Annotated in this window: 14 protein-coding genes and 2 pseudogenes; 4 read left to right on the forward strand and 12 right to left on the reverse strand. The window is 59.7% G+C overall.

All coding sequences use genetic code 11. The features are described from left to right. Positions 1–17 precede the first annotated feature (17 nt). Both ACLGGT_RS03070 and dapE read right to left on the reverse strand, forming a co-directional pair. Positions 18–599 (reverse strand): TIGR04282 family arsenosugar biosynthesis glycosyltransferase, encoded by a 582-nt coding sequence (locus ACLGGT_RS03070; RefSeq protein ID WP_437195019.1) that lies wholly within the window; start codon positions 597–599, stop codon positions 18–20. Beyond that, positions 599–1750 carry a succinyl-diaminopimelate desuccinylase gene (dapE, locus tag ACLGGT_RS03075; protein ID WP_437195020.1) on the reverse strand — a complete coding sequence of 384 codons (1152 nt, stop codon included), beginning with the start codon at positions 1748–1750 and terminating at the stop codon, positions 599–601. The genes ACLGGT_RS03070 and dapE overlap by 1 nt, the downstream gene beginning before the upstream one ends. 354 nt (positions 1751–2104) lie before the next feature. Between dapE and ACLGGT_RS03080 the strand changes: the two genes are divergently transcribed. Both ACLGGT_RS03080 and ACLGGT_RS03085 read left to right on the forward strand, forming a co-directional pair. Next, on the forward strand, positions 2105–3685 hold the full coding sequence (locus ACLGGT_RS03080) for a Hint domain-containing protein (protein WP_422003496.1): 1581 nt from the start codon (positions 2105–2107) through the stop codon (positions 3683–3685). 3 nt (positions 3686–3688) lie between these two features. Beyond that, positions 3689–4777 carry a Hint domain-containing protein gene (locus tag ACLGGT_RS03085; RefSeq protein WP_081507654.1) on the forward strand — a complete coding sequence of 363 codons (1089 nt, stop codon included), beginning with the start codon at positions 3689–3691 and terminating at the stop codon, positions 4775–4777. Here ACLGGT_RS03085 and ACLGGT_RS03090 read toward each other — a convergent pair. Together ACLGGT_RS03090 and ACLGGT_RS03095 are read right to left on the reverse strand one after the other, a co-directional pair. Continuing rightward, entirely contained in the window at positions 4749–6056 is a 1308-nt protein-coding gene (locus tag ACLGGT_RS03090; RefSeq protein WP_254700025.1) for a sensor histidine kinase, read from the reverse strand. The genes ACLGGT_RS03085 and ACLGGT_RS03090 overlap by 29 nt on opposite strands. Before the next feature lie 333 nt (positions 6057–6389). After that, positions 6390–6722 (reverse strand): hypothetical protein, encoded by a 333-nt coding sequence (locus ACLGGT_RS03095; protein ID WP_008279172.1) that lies wholly within the window; start codon positions 6720–6722, stop codon positions 6390–6392. A 130-nt stretch (positions 6723–6852) separates the two neighbouring features. Between ACLGGT_RS03095 and ACLGGT_RS03100 the strand changes: the two genes are divergently transcribed. Both ACLGGT_RS03100 and ACLGGT_RS03105 read left to right on the forward strand, forming a co-directional pair. Then, positions 6853–7245, forward strand: coding sequence for a rhodanese-like domain-containing protein (locus tag ACLGGT_RS03100; RefSeq protein WP_008279173.1), 393 nt, complete (start codon positions 6853–6855; stop codon positions 7243–7245). Between the two features lie 66 nt (positions 7246–7311). After that, positions 7312–8550: an NAD(P)/FAD-dependent oxidoreductase gene (locus ACLGGT_RS03105; RefSeq protein ID WP_437195021.1), complete on the forward strand. Its 1239-nt coding sequence runs from the start codon at positions 7312–7314 to the stop codon at positions 8548–8550. Positions 8551–8583: 33 nt separating this feature from the next. Here the strand turns inward: ACLGGT_RS03105 and ACLGGT_RS03110 are convergent, their stop codons facing one another. The 8 genes and pseudogenes from ACLGGT_RS03110 to ACLGGT_RS03145 all read right to left on the reverse strand — a co-directional run bounded on the left by ACLGGT_RS03110 (position 8584) and on the right by ACLGGT_RS03145 (position 15846). Beyond that, on the reverse strand, positions 8584–9804 hold the full coding sequence (locus ACLGGT_RS03110; RefSeq protein ID WP_375552988.1) for a phenylacetate--CoA ligase family protein: 1221 nt from the start codon (positions 9802–9804) through the stop codon (positions 8584–8586). 41 nt (positions 9805–9845) lie between these two features. Further along, positions 9846–10669 (reverse strand): annotated as a pseudogene (locus ACLGGT_RS03115) (ABC transporter ATP-binding protein). A gap of 106 nt (positions 10670–10775) precedes the next feature. Then, positions 10776–12062: an ABC transporter substrate-binding protein gene (locus ACLGGT_RS03120; protein WP_037296671.1), complete on the reverse strand. Its 1287-nt coding sequence runs from the start codon at positions 12060–12062 to the stop codon at positions 10776–10778. Between the two features lie 100 nt (positions 12063–12162). After that, positions 12163–13238, reverse strand: a pseudogene (locus tag ACLGGT_RS03125) (branched-chain amino acid ABC transporter permease). After that, a complete protein-coding gene (locus tag ACLGGT_RS03130) occupies positions 13239–13490 on the reverse strand; it encodes a hypothetical protein (protein WP_008279179.1) in 252 nt (83 codons plus the stop codon). It abuts the pseudogene before it with no gap. 1 nt (position 13491) lies between these two features. Then, positions 13492–14478 carry a branched-chain amino acid ABC transporter permease gene (locus tag ACLGGT_RS03135; protein WP_037296674.1) on the reverse strand — a complete coding sequence of 329 codons (987 nt, stop codon included), beginning with the start codon at positions 14476–14478 and terminating at the stop codon, positions 13492–13494. After that, a complete protein-coding gene (locus ACLGGT_RS03140) occupies positions 14478–15035 on the reverse strand; it encodes a hypothetical protein (RefSeq protein ID WP_157667301.1) in 558 nt (185 codons plus the stop codon). Before ACLGGT_RS03140 ends, ACLGGT_RS03135 begins: the two co-directional genes overlap by 1 nt. After that, a complete protein-coding gene (locus tag ACLGGT_RS03145) occupies positions 15028–15846 on the reverse strand; it encodes an ABC transporter ATP-binding protein (protein WP_008279181.1) in 819 nt (272 codons plus the stop codon). The genes ACLGGT_RS03140 and ACLGGT_RS03145 overlap by 8 nt, the downstream gene beginning before the upstream one ends. Between the last annotated feature and the right edge of the window lie 19 nt (positions 15847–15865).

Below are 15865 nucleotides of genomic sequence, written 5' to 3' on the forward strand. Positions count from 1 at the left end.
CATGATGATCCGCGCGGCTACCGGCGCGGACCCAGATCACTCACCGTGTCTACATCGCGCAGGATATCGACCTGCGCGATGCGCGCGCCCGGCAGTGTTTTCATTGTGTCGCTCAAGGCATGTTCGGTTGACCAACGCACGCCATGAAAGAGCGCAGACGGGACAGCCTGAACCCGTTTCAGACCGACAAGCCAATAGCCCCCATCAACCGCAGGGCCAAATACGGCATCGCAGCGTCCAAGCGCTGCAAAGGCACGGGCGATACTTGCCGGGGTGATCCCCGGAACGTCCGCACCAATGATGCAGACGGGACCGGGTGGCATACCGCGCAACAGCCGCCCCATCCGGTCGCCCAGATCGCCCGGCCCCTGCGCCACACGGGGCAAATGATCTGGCCAGACGCCGCTTTTGAGGCCCGCATGGTCAGGAGCCACCGCAAGAACCACCTGCCAACGGGGATCGTCAAGCTGCCGCAAAAGGCGCGCAACCTGATGTCGGAACCACCATGCCGCCGCGACCATGCCGATGCCACGGCCCAGACGGGTTTTAACCCGTCCGGGGCGCGGTTCCTTGACCATGACGATCAAATAGCGCCGCATTATTCGAAATAGTCGCGCAAAACACGCCCGTAAATCGCCTTGAGCTTATGGATCTGCGCCACTTCGACCCGCTCATCGACCTGATGCATCGTCTGGCCAACAAGGCCGAACTCCACCACCGGGCAGTGATCCTTGACAAAGCGGGCATCCGAGGTGCCGCCGGTGGTCGAGAGTGTGGGCACCACGCCAGTTTCCGCCGCAACCGCGCGCGCAACCAGATCCGAGAGCGGCCCCGGCGGGGTCAGGAAACTCTCGCCAGACACCTTGACGCGCATCTCGCCGGTGATCTCGAAATCGCCGCAAACGCGATCCAACTCTGCCTGCATCCATTTGATCAGATCCGTGCTGTGATGGGCGTCATTGAAACGGATATTGACCGTCGCACGGCATTGCGCGGGGATCACATTGGTTGCGGGATTACCTGTGTCGATCGTCACGACTGCGAGGGTCGAGGGATCGAAATGTGCCGTTCCCGTATCAAGCTGGTGCGAGGCCAGCCGATCCATCAAACGCGCCATTGCAGGAAGCGGATTGCGGGCGCGATGCGGATAGGCGGAATGGCCCTGCACCCCCGTCAGCGTGAACCACGCCGAAAGCGAGCCGCGCCGCCCGATCTTGATCATCTCGCCCATCCGCTCGGGGCAGGTCGGCTCTCCGACAAGACAAGCGGTCATAGCCTCGCCATGGGCGGTCATCCAATCGAGCAGGGCGACCGTGCCATCCACGGCATCGCCCTCCTCATCTCCGGTGATCGCCAGGATCACGGCCCCGTCGGGGGGCGTGTCTCGCACGAAATCCACCGCCGCCGCAGCAAAGGCAGCCACGCCCGATTTCATATCTGTGGCTCCGCGCCCCCAGATCATTCCGTCTTTCTCGACCCCGCCAAAAGGCGGCACTGACCATGCCGCCAGATCCCCCACCGGCACCACATCCGTATGCCCGTTAAAGCCAAAGCTGCGCGCTGCTCCCTTCGGTCCCCACCGTGCAAAGAGATTGGGCACCTCTCCTCGATCCACACGGACACATGAAAATCCGGCATCTGTCAAAACCTGCTCCAGCAAGCGCAGTGCGCCCCCCTCTTCGGGCGTGACCGACGCACAGCGAATGAGGTCGGCCGTCAGTTGGGCGGGATCGAGCGGGGTGTGAGGCATGAAAAGCGTCCTGTGCGGCAGTTTTGTCCGAGGCCTAGCGCGGATCATGCACAAAGGCAAATCGCGCCGCAACCAAGGCTATCAGGCCACAGATTCCGCGCACCTCTAGCCAAAGGCGATTAAACCTTAACAACGCGGGAATTGTTTGCTATCCAAAAGGATATAATAAACCCGAGGCAGGGCAAACATACCACGTCAGGGCCAACAGATCCGCAAAGGACAGACTGGCCCGCGACATTCGAGCAGCACGGCGCAGCACAGGCAAAGTTATGCGCCGTCGCATCCCGGATCGGGCAGTCTGATAGACTGCGCGTGCGCGTGTCGGCGCTGCCTCTACAAGGGGCAGGCAGTGATATGGTGGCAGGCGTCGAACTTCCGATCAATCTGAACGCATCCGCGAATCAGATGGCGCAGACAATCTTTGGTGACGGCGTTCAGGTGGTCAACGCCTCTTACACCGGAGACCGCGATTCGTCGGGCATCTACAGCAACGGCAATGCTATATCCCCCGGCGTGGTGCCAAGCGATAGTGGCGTCCTGTTCTCGACCGGCGATTTGCGCGGCTTCACCAATAGCAACTTCTTTCAATCAAACCTAAGCGCAAGCACAACCACCACATCAAACGGGCCGAATGGCGTGGCGGATTTCAATGCCGCTGCCGGCGCGCAGACCTTTGACGCCTCATATCTCGATGTGGATTTCATCCCTACCGGCGATGTGATGACCATGCAATTCGTCTTCGCCTCCGAGGAATACCCAGAATTCGCCGTCGGCGCGTTTCAGGATTTCTTTGGCGTTTGGGTCAATGGCAGCCTTGTGCCGCTCAGCGTGGGGGATGGCGATATTGACCCCAACAACCTCAACTCGGGGTCTAACGGCAACCTTTTCATCGACAACACCCAAGATCAGTTCAACACCGAGATGGACGGGTTTACCGTTACTTTGACCCTGACCATCCCAGTCAACTCCGGCGAGGTGAATTCCATCCGCATCGGCATTGCGGATGTGACAGATGCCAACTACGACTCGACCGTTCTGATTGCGGCGGACAGCGTGCAAACCACGCTTGTTGCGATGAATGATACAACCACGCTCTTTCCTGATGGCACCCGCATTCTCGACCTGCTTAGCAATGATGTGAATAACACCGCGGGCACGTTGACGATCACCCATATCAACGGCAAGGCCGTTGTCGCTGGCGGCATCGTCACCCTGAACTCCGGTCAGCAAATCCTCCTGAATGCGGACGGCACTATCGAGATAATCGGTGATGGCGATACCGAAGTTTTCAATTTCACCTACGAGGTCCAAAGCAGCACCGGCCAAACCGATATCGGGTTTGTCACCGTCAATTCGGTGCCCTGCTTTGTCGCAGGCACGATGATCCGCACGCCCAAGGGTGAAGTGCCCGTAGACAGGCTGCAACCCGGCGATCTGGTGGTGACACAAGATGACGGCGCACAACCCTTGCGCTGGATCGGGCGTCGACGGGTGGCAGCTGTCGGCGATTTCGCCCCTATTCGGATCGCATCGGATACCTTTGGACGGCACCGGGCGCTGTTGCTCTCGCCCTTGCACCGGGTCCTGATCCGCGACTCTCTGGCAGAGTTGCTCTTTGGCGAGCGTGAGGTTCTGATTGCCGCGCGCGATCTGGTCAATGGCCGATCCGTGCAGAGGATCGAAGGAGGAGAGGTCGAATACGTTCACATCCTTTTTGACCGCCATCAGGTGGTATTTTCCGAGGGCCTGCCAACCGAGAGCTTTTTACCCGGCCCACAAACCACCCGCAGCTTTGAATCCGAGATCGTCGCAGAGATTTGCGCACTTTTCCCGGAAATCGACCCCGAGACCGGCGCAGGCTATAGCCCCGCCGCCCGTCGCATGCTCAAGAGTTATGAGGCGCGACTCTTGGTGGCTCAGGGCGTGGCGGCCTAAAGGATGGGGTGGATCGGGATATCCGATCAGGAGGGCGGGCGGTTCGCCGTGAACGGGCTTGACGCGCCGCAAGCCGTGTCTGCCCCGCCGGATGAAACCGCCTTGCTGACACGTGGCACGTTGATGATCGAAACCCGGCTGTCCACCGAAGGACGGCCGCAAACCCTGCTGGCCTTTCGTCGCAGCCATCCTTGGAGCGGCGGCTTTTCGATCCAGGCGCTCCCAGGCGGGGGGATTGTCCTGATCGAGACGCAGGCCGGGGATGTGCGCCATGCCACCCTGCCCTATCAGGCCGATGACCGCACGGATACATTGCGCCTGACCTATGCTTGGGATGCTCCCGCCCGGTGGGGGCGGCTGTCGCTTGAGCGCCCGGAAATGGACCGCGTGCACAGCATTGCGCTGCCGCCGCCGCATCCCATGCCGCTTGCGGATCTGCGCACGCTGCTGACCGATCCCAGGCAACGCCAGATGGACCCCGACGTTATATTTGTCGCCCTGTCAAACCGGATCGAACCCATCGGCCCAATGCCGGGATTGACTGCGAACGTGCCGGTCTGCACGCCGAGCGGATATGTGCCCGCGGGGCAACTCAAACGCGGGCATCTTATAGATACCGACGAAGGGCAGATTGTCCCTGTGCTTCAGACAGTCTCGCGGCGGGTGCCTGCCATGGGCAGTTTCCGCCCGGTCCGGCTGCGCGCACCCTATTTCGGTCTGCGCCGCGATGTCGTTGTCTCACCACAACAGAGGCTTGTGATCCGGGGGTCCGAAGTGGAATACCTCTTTGGATGCGAGGCCGTTTTGGTTCCAGCGCGGCATCTGATCAACGGGTTTTCGGCGCTCTATGCTCAGACAGGTGATATCGTCAGCTATCATCACGTGCTGTTGCCCGGCCACGAAGAGATCATCGTCGCAGGCACGCGCACAGAGAGCCTCTATATCGGGCGGCTCCGGCGCAATCCTGACCTGTTGGGTGCCAGCGTTCTGGCCGGATTCGACCGTGCCCGCCTGCCAGAACACCCTCGACCAATCTGGCCGGTGCTCAAGCCCTATGAGGCGATCACGCTTGCAATGAACCGCGCGGCTTAAGAGCGGTCCGGGTTGCTCCCTCGTCAAAAAACGCCGGCAATTCGATCCAGACGCGCGCCCCTTTTGGCACGTCAAAATCTATCCCAACACTGCCAGACATCGCTTCGGCCTTGATCCGCGCAAGAGCAAGCCCCATCCCCGCGCCAAAGGTCGTGCCGGTCGCATGGGCCAAGCGTTCAAAGGGCGCAAAGGCCAACGCAGGATCGACCGCACCGAACCCCGGCCCGTTATCCGTCACCGTGATCCGGTGATACCCTGACCGTTCGCCAGCGACCGCGACCTTGACGCAGCCCCCGGCACCGCAATACCGCACACCATTTTCCACCAACTGCGCCAACGCCTCTTGGAAGAGGGTTGCATCCGCAAGAACAAGCGTGCCGGTTTGCTCAGCCAAGATCGTGACATCCCGTTGTGCAGCCTCGTCGCGATAGGCCTCCAAGACCAACTCAACCACATCCGCAACGGCCACCGGCTCCAGCGTCACCGCAGAACGACGTGCCGCGATATCGGCGAAATGCATGGTCTTTTCCACAGTCGCCAAGAGCGTCTCGCCAGATTGCATGATGCGACTGGCAAAATCGGCCTGCTGCGCATCGCCTTTGGTCACGCCATCTTCCCGCAAGAGCTCGGCAAGACCGATGACCGCGTTCAGAGGTGTGCGCATTTCGTGGCTGATGCCCGAGAGCAACACGGTTTTGGCACGGCTCGATTGTTCGGCGTCTTGCCGGGCGCGCTTGATTTCGGTCGAATGCTGCGCTGAAACGATGGCAAAGTAGAAAACCGGATAGACGATGATACTAAACGCGGTCAGCGCAGACATTGGCGCATAAAATCGCACGGCCGTTGCCTGATCAATGATCGGGTTCCAGTCTTCGTGCCAGAAAAACCACGTGGCCCAGAGAATGATCGGCAAAGCCACCATAGCGGCAATGTGAAACCTGTCCCGATAGATCGAGAAGACAGCAAAGGGAAAACCCACCATCGGAACCAGCATGATGTCGATATGCCCATCAACGTGCACGACACAGGCGCCAAGAAAGATCGCGACATTGGTCGATGTCAGCCAGCAGGTATTCACCCAGACCAGCGGCAACTGGTTTTTGAGCACGCGCACAAGGGCAAAGCCGGAAAAGGCGAGCGCCCCGACAAGGAAAACCTCAAGCTCACCACTCAGCCCGGTAAGCACCATCCAGACAGACGTGAACAAAAGCCCAAGCCAGACAAAGGCAAAAGACAACTTGCGACGGCGAGCGCCCGCCTCAAGTCGGCTGTCCATCATGGCCTGTTCTCTCATTGGAACTGCTGCCTCTTCGTCACTTTTCACAACAAACCCTAGCACAGGTCGTGCCATCCCAATCGCGCTTTGCGATATGGTTTCACCCACGCGTTTTTTAGTTTACGCTTTAATACGTTCCCAACGATCATTGTGAAATGGAATTTTACTCCAGGTCCAACGCTCGTTCGCGTCCTTGACACACTGGCAGCCAGTCGCACCCCGATAGATTGCACGAGGCCCTGCTGGCCCCAACGTGCCGCAATCGTAGATAGAGTTTACCTAACGGAATTCCACCCCTGTTGCGCTGCTAGGTCGCAGGCAAAAATTCAGACATGATCAGTCAAAGAACGGGGTCATCTGCGCGACGATCACAGAATTCTCATCCAAGGCACGCTGCATCAACGCCCGCTCCTCGTCCGAGATGTCGTGGCCTTCGGCCTCGCGTTCCGCCAACGTACCGTAACCCGACACATCCAGAGGCGCGCAATCGGCCTGTTTCAGGATCGCCACCGTTTCGCGCACAGCCTCTGCCTCGTCGACGCCCGAGGCATAGATCATCAGCGCAGCGCCCGTCGCCTTGTCCGGCAAACCATCGCCGGTCTTGCGCCCGATTTCGACCAAGAGCGTGTAGACCTGCTGCCGATTGGGTTTCTTTTGCGTGTCGCTCATGTCCGGCTCTCCAACGGCCTTTCGTCGCGCGCAGCCCTGAGCCAAGGCGCACGCAAAGTCAAGCACAGCCGCTTTCCTTCCGTCTTTGCGAGCGTTAGCCTACTGCGGAAACACCAAGGGAGGGAACTGAATGAAACACATCAAAGACATGGTGGCAGAGGCAAACGCAGTGGTCAGCCACGCGCCCGCAGCCGAGATGTTGGATAGGCACGGAACCGATGACGTAATCTTTGTCGATCTGCGCGACCCGCGCGAGTTAGAGCGCGATGGCATGATCCCGGGCGCGTTTCATTGCCCGCGCGGGATGCTGGAATTCTGGATCGACCCCGAAAGCCCCTATGCCAAACCCCAATTCCAAAGCGGCAAGCGGTTTGTGTTCTACTGCGCCTCCGGCTGGCGTTCGGCCCTGTCAGCGCGCACCGCGCAGGACATGGGGCTAGAGGGCGTAAGCCATATCAGCGACGGGTTCAAAGGCTGGCAAGCAGCAGGTGGCCCGGTCGGGGAAAAGCCCACCAAGGGCTGATCACGCCTCTTGCATCCGCCGCGCGCATTGCGCAACGTGGCGCGCAATCCAAAGAGGGCGCAAGTCATGTCGAGCAGGATCATTGTCATCGGCGCGGGCATCTGCGGGCTGAGTGCCGCCATCTGGCTGCGCCGCGCGGGCCATGATGTGACCCTGCTCGACAAGGATAGGCCGGGGGCCGGGGCGTCTTTTGGCAATGCCGGGCTCTTGGCGCAATGGGCCATCGTACCAGTCAACACGCCCGGCGTTCTGACGACAGGGTTGAAATACGCCCTCAACCCCAACAAGCCGCTTTTCCTGCAATGGTCCTATTTTCCACGCCTGATCCCGTGGTTGATGAAATTTGCGGCCAACGCCAATGATCGCGATACGCGGCGGATGGTGGCGGGGATCACAGGCATTGTCGCAGACAGCCTCGACCAGCATCTCGCCCTGACGCGGGGCACGCGCGCAGAAAAATGGGTGGCCTCTAGCGATTTCTCCTATGCCTATGAAAGCCGCGCCGATTTTGAGGCAGATGCCTATAGCTGGGCGCTGAAACGTGCAGCAGGCTATATCCCCGAGGTCTTGGAAGGCGACGCAGTGCAAGAGGCAGAGCCAATTCTTGGTCCCACCATCCGCTGCCTTGCAACACTCAAGGGCCATGGCCACATCCTCAATCCCGGCGCCTATATGGCCGATCTCGCAGCCGTGTTGCTGGACGAGGGCGGGCACTATGTGCAGGCCGAAGTACAAGACATCACCCTGACCGATGGGCGGGTGAGCGCCGTCGAAACAGATCGCGGCACGATGCCCTGCGATGCGGCGGTGTTGGCGGCGGGCATCTGGTCTAAGCCGTTGATGCGAAAATTGGGCCTCAAGGTGCCACTAGAGGCCGAGCGCGGCTATCACCTTCATTTCACGGCCCCCTCTCAGATGCCACGCAATCCGATGATGATCACGACCGGAAAATTTGCGGTCAACCCGATGGCGCATGGGCTGCGCTGCGCGGGCACGGTGGAATTGGGCGGGATCACCAAAGGACCATCGCGCGCGCCCTTGGATCTCATCCGGCGCGGTGCGGCGCGTGCCTTTCCAGACCTCGCCTATGAGGGGGTTGAGGAATGGATGGGCTTTCGCCCTTCCACGCCCGACAGCCTGCCGCTTATTGGCGAAATCGGGGGAACGGGCGTACATGCGGCGTTTGGGCATCAACATGTTGGCCTGACAGCCGGGCCCAAGACGGGGCGGATCGTGGCCGACCTTCTCAGCGGCAAGCGCCCGAATATCGACCTTGCGCCTTATGACGCAAACAGATTTTCCTGACTGTGCCGCGATCTTTTCAAGACTTCGTCGGCGTCACTCGTAGCTGCGCAAATCTTCGATCACCTTGCCGTCATTGGGCAGGCTACCGGGCGGTACAATCTCGATCCGTCCCTTGAGCTTGAGGGTTTCAACCACTGATCCCGCAAAATGCTCGGCCTCACCGCCCGCAGTCTCGATGCGCACCGTCATCACATCCGCCTCACCTTCGCGGCTGGCAATCACGCGGGCGCGCGCAATACTGTCGTGTCGCGCCACAAGGGCGGCCACCTGTTCGGGACGCACGAACATGCCCTTGATCTTGGTTGTTTGATCGGCACGTCCCATCCAGCCCTTGATACGCAGGTTGGTGCGCCCACAGGGGCTTTCCCCCTCCATCACGGCGCTGAGATCGCCGGTGGCGAAACGGACGAGCGGGTAATCGGGATTAAGCGTCGTTACCACCACTTCGCCCACGTCGCCGGGGGCAACCGGATTGCCGGTGCCGGGCGTCACAATCTCGACGATCACCCCCTCATCCACGATCATCCCCTGCATCGCGGCGCTTTCATAGGCGATATTGCCCAAATCGGCGGTCGCATAGCATTGCAGACAGGCGATACCGCGCGCCGCATACTCCGCGCGCAGCGACGGGAAAAGCGCGCCACCACCAACCGCAGCCTTGGTGATCCTGAGGGGCAAACCCATCTCGTCGGCCTTGTCGAGAATGACTTTGAGATAGTCGGGCGTGCCGGCGTAGGCGGTAACGCCCACGTCATGCGCGGCGCGCGCCTGCAATTCGGTCTGGCCCGTCCCGGCAGGCAGCACCGCCGCCCCCACCGCCCGTGCACCATTTTCAAAGATCATGCCGGCAGGGGTCAGGTGATAGCCAAAACAATTCTGCACGATATCGCCGCGGCCCACGCCACAGGCATGCAGAAAGCGGCCCATCCGCCACCAGTCATGGCCAACGCCGCCCGGCTCATAAATCGGGCCGGGGGATTGAAAGATATGGGCAAACCCGGCAGCAGGCAGGCTGGTCAGCCCGCCAAACGGTGCCGCTGCCCCCTGCGCACGGCCCAGATCGGATTTGCGCAGGACCGGCAGGCGTGCCAAATCCGCGATCTCAGTAATCTGCGATGCGGCGACCCCATCAAGCGAACCACCATAACCGGGCAAAGCCTGCGCGCGGGCAATCTGTTCCGGCAGAGCGCGGGCTAAGGCCTCGGCGCGCGCCTCGGGACTGCGGGTTTCAAGAGGGTCGAAATACTGGGTCATGCCATTATCCTTGGGGGCAGTGTCTTGGTGCGAAGAATAGGTCACGCCAGCCAACGCTTGCGGCGCCGATAGCTGCGCACGTCGCGAAAGCTCTTGCGCCCCTCGTCGGACATCCCGAGGTAGAATTCCTTGACGTCCGGGTTCTCGCGCAGACTGCGGGCGTCACCATCCATCACCACACGCCCCGACTCGAGGATATAGCCGTAATGCGCAAACCTGAGCGCGACATTGGTGTTCTGCTCGGCAAGCAAAAACGTATAGCCCTGCTCTTCGTTGAGCGATTTCACGATGCCGAAAATCTGCTCGACGAGTTGCGGCGCCAGCCCCATCGACGGCTCATCCAAAAGGATTGTCTCGGGGCGGCTCATCAGGGCGCGGCCAATGGCGCACATCTGCTGCTCACCGCCCGATGTATAGCCTGCTTGGCTCTTGCGTCGCTCCTTGAGGCGCGGAAAATAATCATAGACCATGTTGAGATCGGCATCAATTTCACCCCGGCTGGAACTGCGGGTGTACGCGCCGGTCAAAAGGTTCTCTTCGACTGTCAGATGCTCAAAACAGTGCCGCCCCTCCATCACCTGCACCACGCCCTTTTTAACCAGATCCGAAGGCATCAGATCCTGCACGCGCTCGCCGCGATAGGTGATCGTGCCCTTGGTCACTTCGCCACGTTCGGATTTGAGCAGGTTTGAAATCGCCTTGAGCGTTGTTGTCTTGCCCGCGCCATTCCCCCCAACAGCGCGGTAATCCCGCCCTTGGGCACAGTCAGGCTGACGCCCTTGAGAACAAGTATGACGTGATTGTAGATCACCTCGATGTTGTTGACCTCAAGAAGGGTCTCGTCGCGTGGAGTGGCATCCAGCATCGCAATTCTCCGTCCCGGAAAGGCGGGCACGCCCGTCCTGATATTGCCAATAAATCCAAGGTGCCCCGGCCGCAGCACATACTGCGGCCGGGACAGGGTCACAGGCTTAGCAGCCCGGTGTGATCCCGCTTTCGGCAGCGAAGGCCGCGCTATCCTCAGCCACAAGCGCCGAGATGATCTCTTGATCCGACTGGAAGTAGTCGGTGATCAGCTTGAAATCACCCGCTGCGGCATCCCATTGCGACACGGCACCATAGCCGTTCCCGCCGTGGTTCTGACAGCTGACCTTGAACTCGGGGCCAAAGTTGGGCAGGCCCAACGCGGTCATCTTGGCCTCGGTCATCTCGAGGTTCTCCATGCCATCCCGCATCTGTGCCGCATTGATCGCGGTCACGCCATGCATCTCCTGCGCGGTCTTGATCGCCTCTGCAGCCAGCATCGCGGCATACATGCCCCGGTTATAGAGCACGCTGCCCACCTGATCGCCCGCACCTGCAGCTTTGCCAGCATCAACGACATGCTTGCGCAGATCGTCATAGAGCGGATAGTCATCGCCAAGGTTGTGGAAGGTCAGCGCCTTATAGCCATTGGCCGCATCGCCGGCAGGTTTCACGTCATTCTCAGAGCCAGACCACCAGATGCCGATAAAATTCTCCATCGGGAAACGGATATTCACCGCCTCTTGGATCGCGACCTGGTTCATCACGCCCCAGCCCCACATCAGCACATAGTCAGGACGGTCGCGGCGGATTTGCAGCCACTGCGACTTCTGTTCTTGGCCGGGATGATCGACCGGCAGAAGGATCAGTTCAAACCCGTGCTTCTTGCTCAGCTCTTCCAGGGTGCGGATGGGCTCTTTGCCGTAGGCAGAGTTGTGGTAGACAAGCGAGACTTTCTTGCCGCTGATGTCGCCACCGTTCTGGTCAAGAATATGGGTGATCGCGTGGCTGGCACCATCCCAGTAGTTTGCGGGATAGTTGAACACCCATTTGAACACTTCGCCGTTCTTGGCAGAGGTCCGGCCATAGCCCATGGTGTGCATCGGGATGCCATCAGATGTCACCTTGGGGATCAGCTGATAGGTGATGCCAGTGCTGAGCGGCTGATAAATCAGCGCGCCATTGCCTGCGGATTTGGTGGCCTCATAGCATTCCACACCCTTTTCGGTGTTATAGCCGGTCTCGCATTCCACCAGATTGATCTTTTCGCCGCCGATGCCACCATCACGCTCGTTCAGCAGGGTAAAGTAATCTTGATAGCCGTCCGAGAACGGGATGCCATTCGCGCCATATGGCCCGGTGCGATAGCTGGTGTCGATGATCGTCAGCTCGGCGAGAGCCGGGCTTGCGACCAGCATGGCGGCGGTCAGGGCCGTCATCAGTCTCTGTCTCATCGGTTTATTCCTCCCTTGGTTTTTCCGATGTTTCGTCTTGAACGCGATGTCTTGCGCCCAACCTCCTAGGGTGGGTCTTCAGCCCACCAATGGCCCGCCCCTAATGTGGAAAGGGCCAAAGTCTGAGTTTTTCCTTGGCAACGCGCCAGAGCTGCGCCAGCCCATGTGGCTCGGCGATCAGGAAAATGATGATCAGCGCCCCCACGATGATGAACTCCAGATGCGCCGCAAGATCCGTGGGCCAGCCCAAACCGCCCACCAGCGTATTCTTGAGCAACACAGGCAGCAGCACGAGAAACGCCGCCCCGGCAAAACTGCCAAAGATAGACCCAAGCCCGCCGATAATCACCATGAAGAGCACGAGAAACGACTTGTTGATGCCGAACGCCTCGCCCACCTCGACCGCGCCCAGATAGACAGCAAAGAAAAGCGCGCCAGAGATACCCACGAAGAACCCCGAAACCGCAAAGGCCGTGAGCTTCGCCTTGAGTGGGTTTACCCCGATGATCTCGGCGGCAATATCCATATCGCGAATTGCCATCCATTTGCGCCCCGCCATGCCGCGCGTCAGGTTGCGGGCGATGATCGCGGCCGCCACGGTAAAGACGAGGCAAAAGAGATAGGCCGACCAAGGCGGATTATTGGCACCGGTGACGGCAATCCCAAATACCGTCCGCTCAGGCGCAGTAATCTGGCCAGACGCCGAGTAGTTGTAGAACCAGCCGACACGGTTGAACAGCCACACCAAAAAGAACTGCGCCGCCAAGGTCGCCACCGCGAGGTAAAACCCCTTGATCCGGAGCGAGGGCAGGCCAAAGAGCACGCAGACAATCGAGGTGATGCCCCCGCAAGGATGATGTGAAAGAAGATGCTGACCTCTGGAAATGCGGTCATCAGCTTGTAGCTGGCATAGGCCCCCACCGCCATGAAACCGCCCGTCCCAAGCGACACCTGCCCGCAATATCCCACAAGGATATTGAGACCGATGGCCGCGATGGAATAAATGAGGAACGGCAGAAAGACCGCGTTGACCCAGTAGTCGTTGATGACAAACGGCACCACGGCAAAGGCCGCGACCAGCACTGCGTAATAACGATACCGATCGAACCGGATCGGAAAGGTCTGGTTGTCCTGCTCGTAGGAGGTCTTGAAATCCCCTGCTTCCCGGTAAAACATCTAGAGAACCTCCCCATGAATATCATCCTCGCGCTTGATCGCGCGATTGGCTGGCCGGGCATAGCCCGTCGCCTCGGTGTGGCGCACCAGCCAGAGATAGGCGAGCATGCCCACGCCCCCGCCCATGGCGGCCAAAAGCGCCGCTATGACCATCTGCCCGGTGTTCTCTACCTGCGCCGAGAGGGCCAGATAGCCAAACGACCAGAACCCGGCCCAAGCGATCACATTGACGATGGCAATCAGCTTTTGCATCTCACACCCTCTCGATGATCTTTTCGCCGAACAGGCCCTGTGGCCGGAACACGAGGAACAAAAGCGCCAGCACATAGGCGAACCAGTTTTCAGTGGCCCCGCCCACCAGCGGACCGACGGTGAACTCGAACAGCTTTTCGCCGACGCCGATGATCAAACCGCCCACAATCGCGCCGGGGATCGAGGTAAAGCCGCCCAGCATCAACACTGGCAGCGCCTTGAGGGCAATCAGCGAGAGCGAGAATTGCACGCCCGATTTGGTGCCCCACATGATCCCCGCCACAAGCGCCACAAAGCCCGCCAGCGACCAGACCATGACCCAGATGAAATTGAGAGAGATACCAACCGACAGCGCCGCCTGATGGTCATCCGCCACCGCACGCATGGCGCGGCCCTGTTTGGAATACTGGGCAAAGATCACAAGAGCGATCACCAGAAGCGCCGCAACACCTGTTGCCACAAGATCGAGATTGTCGATGAAGAACCCGTAACCGAAAATGTTGAACGTGGTTTCGTCGATCATCAGGTTGATACCTTGCGGAAGACCCACATCCAGCTTCTTGATGTCGCTGCCCCACATCATATCCCCGAACCCTTCGAGGAAATAGGCCAGCCCAATCGTCGCCATAAAGAGAATGATCGGTTCTTGGTTCACCAGATGCCGGAAAATCAATTGGTTCACGATCCAGGCGAGCGCCACCATCACGACCATGGTCAAGAGGATCGCCGCCAGCCCCGGCAGGTGCCAGCCGAAGTGATGGATCTCGGTTCCGAAAATGGCGTTGATAAGGTGGCTGAAGGGCACCCGCCCTTCCATCATCCCCACCAATGTCATCGCCGCAAAGAGCGCCATCACCCCTTGGGCATAGTTAAAAATCCCCGAGGCCTTGTAGATGAGCACAAAACCAAGCGCGACGAGCGCATAAAGCACCCCCGCCATGAGGCCGTTCAAAACGACCTCCATCCCGAAAATCAACTGATCAGGCATTAGCGGCACTCCTCTGGGAAAAGATTGCAGGCGAATTCGGTTTCGACGACGTGAAACGCGACAACGCTCGTGAAGCTCAACGATGGGTTGCCCGCAAAGTTCATCATGACGTGGACAAAGTTTTTTTCAGTCGTGTGAATGGCCCCGGACGCCGCGCCAAAATCCTCGATCTTCGTCCCGGCGAGCGGAGCGGTGGTCAATTCTGCCGTACCCCGCAGACCCTCATAGCGACTGATCCGGTCCCAAATCTGAATTGCATCCTCGGTCGAAGCTCTGAAGCTAAAGACCCTACAGGCATCACCGCCCTGTCGAATACCTAGAACATGCTGCGCCTGCGCATCGGTCCACAGCGTCCAGCTTTCAAAAGACTCGCCGATATTGCGGCCAAGCTGTTCGGACTGCTCCGAGGTGAACTGTGTTAGATCGGCAGTCACAGGCGTGGTCGCATCCTTGATCGGGGCGAGGCAGCGCTCTTCCAGAAATGTAGCGAACTGATCCGATGGCGCGGCATTGGCTGCGATTGGCAGCATGCCGGCCATCACCAATGCCCTAATCATGCGCCACCCCCAGATAGGCGTCGATCACGTCTTGATTGCTGCGCACTTCGTCGGGGGTGCCGTCGCCGATTTTCTTGCCATAATCCATCACGACCACCCGGTCGCTCAGGTCCATGACCACGCCCATGTCATGCTCAATGAGGGCAATCGTGGTGCCGAATTCGTCGTTCACATCGAGGATGAAGCGGCTCATATCCTCTTTCTCTTCGACGTTCATGCCCGCCATCGGCTCATCTAGCAGAAGGATCGACGGTTCTGCCGCAAGCGCGCGCGCCAGTTCCACCCGCTTTTTCAGACCATAGGGCAAACGGCCCACCGGGGTCTTGCGGATATGTTGGATTTCAAGAAAATCTATAACCTTTTCCACGACTTCACGGTTGGCAACCTCTTCTCGCTCGGCCCGGCCCTTCCAGATCGCTTGCGCAAAAAGCCCCGCCTTCATCTCTCGAATGCGGCCCGTCATCACGTTGTCGAGCACGGTCATGCCTTCAAAGAGCGCGATATTCTGGAATGTGCGCGCAATGCCTTGCTGTGCCACCTGATAGGGCTTCATCGGCGGTCGCCGCGCGCCCTGATACCAGACCTCGCCTTCTTGCGGGTGGTAAAAGCCGCTGATCACGTTCAGCATCGAGGATTTGCCCGCCCCGTTCGGCCCGATGATGGCGCGGATTTCGCCCTGACGGATGTCAAAGCTGATGTCCTTGATCGCAACCACACCGCCGAACCGCAGGGTGATGTTCTTCATCTCCATCACCACGCCGCCGATCTTGCGACCGTCCTCGGTGGTGTAGCCTTCGCTTGCGTCAAGCATGACAGCCCCCTTGTTGCAC

This window comes from Roseovarius sp. MS2 (assembly GCF_051447875.1).
GTDB lineage: Bacteria > Pseudomonadota > Alphaproteobacteria > Rhodobacterales > Rhodobacteraceae > Roseovarius > Roseovarius mucosus_A.

What these genes read in the sequence shown, in the direction of transcription:
- ACLGGT_RS03130 (WP_008279179.1), bottom strand. Translation starts at nt 13,490, where the DNA reads ATGCAAAAGCTGATTGCCATCGTCAATGTGATCGCTTGGGCCGGGTTC.
- ACLGGT_RS03145 (WP_008279181.1), bottom strand. Translation starts at nt 15,846, where the DNA reads ATGCTTGACGCAAGCGAAGGCTACACCACCGAGGACGGTCGCAAGATC.
- ACLGGT_RS03110 (WP_375552988.1), bottom strand. Translation starts at nt 9,804, where the DNA reads ATGACCCAGTATTTCGACCCTCTTGAAACCCGCAGTCCCGAGGCGCGC.
- ACLGGT_RS03135 (WP_037296674.1), bottom strand. Translation starts at nt 14,478, where the DNA reads ATGCCTGATCAGTTGATTTTCGGGATGGAGGTCGTTTTGAACGGCCTC.
- ACLGGT_RS03070 (WP_437195019.1), bottom strand. Translation starts at nt 599, where the DNA reads ATGCGGCGCTATTTGATCGTCATGGTCAAGGAACCGCGCCCCGGACGG.
- ACLGGT_RS03100 (WP_008279173.1), top strand. Translation starts at nt 6,853, where the DNA reads ATGAAACACATCAAAGACATGGTGGCAGAGGCAAACGCAGTGGTCAGC.
- ACLGGT_RS03090 (WP_254700025.1), bottom strand. Translation starts at nt 6,056, where the DNA reads ATGATGGACAGCCGACTTGAGGCGGGCGCTCGCCGTCGCAAGTTGTCT.
- ACLGGT_RS03080 (WP_422003496.1), top strand. Translation starts at nt 2,105, where the DNA reads ATGGTGGCAGGCGTCGAACTTCCGATCAATCTGAACGCATCCGCGAAT.
- ACLGGT_RS03085 (WP_081507654.1), top strand. Translation starts at nt 3,689, where the DNA reads ATGGGGTGGATCGGGATATCCGATCAGGAGGGCGGGCGGTTCGCCGTG.
- ACLGGT_RS03105 (WP_437195021.1), top strand. Translation starts at nt 7,312, where the DNA reads ATGTCGAGCAGGATCATTGTCATCGGCGCGGGCATCTGCGGGCTGAGT.
- ACLGGT_RS03095 (WP_008279172.1), bottom strand. Translation starts at nt 6,722, where the DNA reads ATGAGCGACACGCAAAAGAAACCCAATCGGCAGCAGGTCTACACGCTC.
- ACLGGT_RS03140 (WP_157667301.1), bottom strand. Translation starts at nt 15,035, where the DNA reads ATGATTAGGGCATTGGTGATGGCCGGCATGCTGCCAATCGCAGCCAAT.
- dapE (WP_437195020.1), bottom strand. Translation starts at nt 1,750, where the DNA reads ATGCCTCACACCCCGCTCGATCCCGCCCAACTGACGGCCGACCTCATT.
- ACLGGT_RS03120 (WP_037296671.1), bottom strand. Translation starts at nt 12,062, where the DNA reads ATGAGACAGAGACTGATGACGGCCCTGACCGCCGCCATGCTGGTCGCA.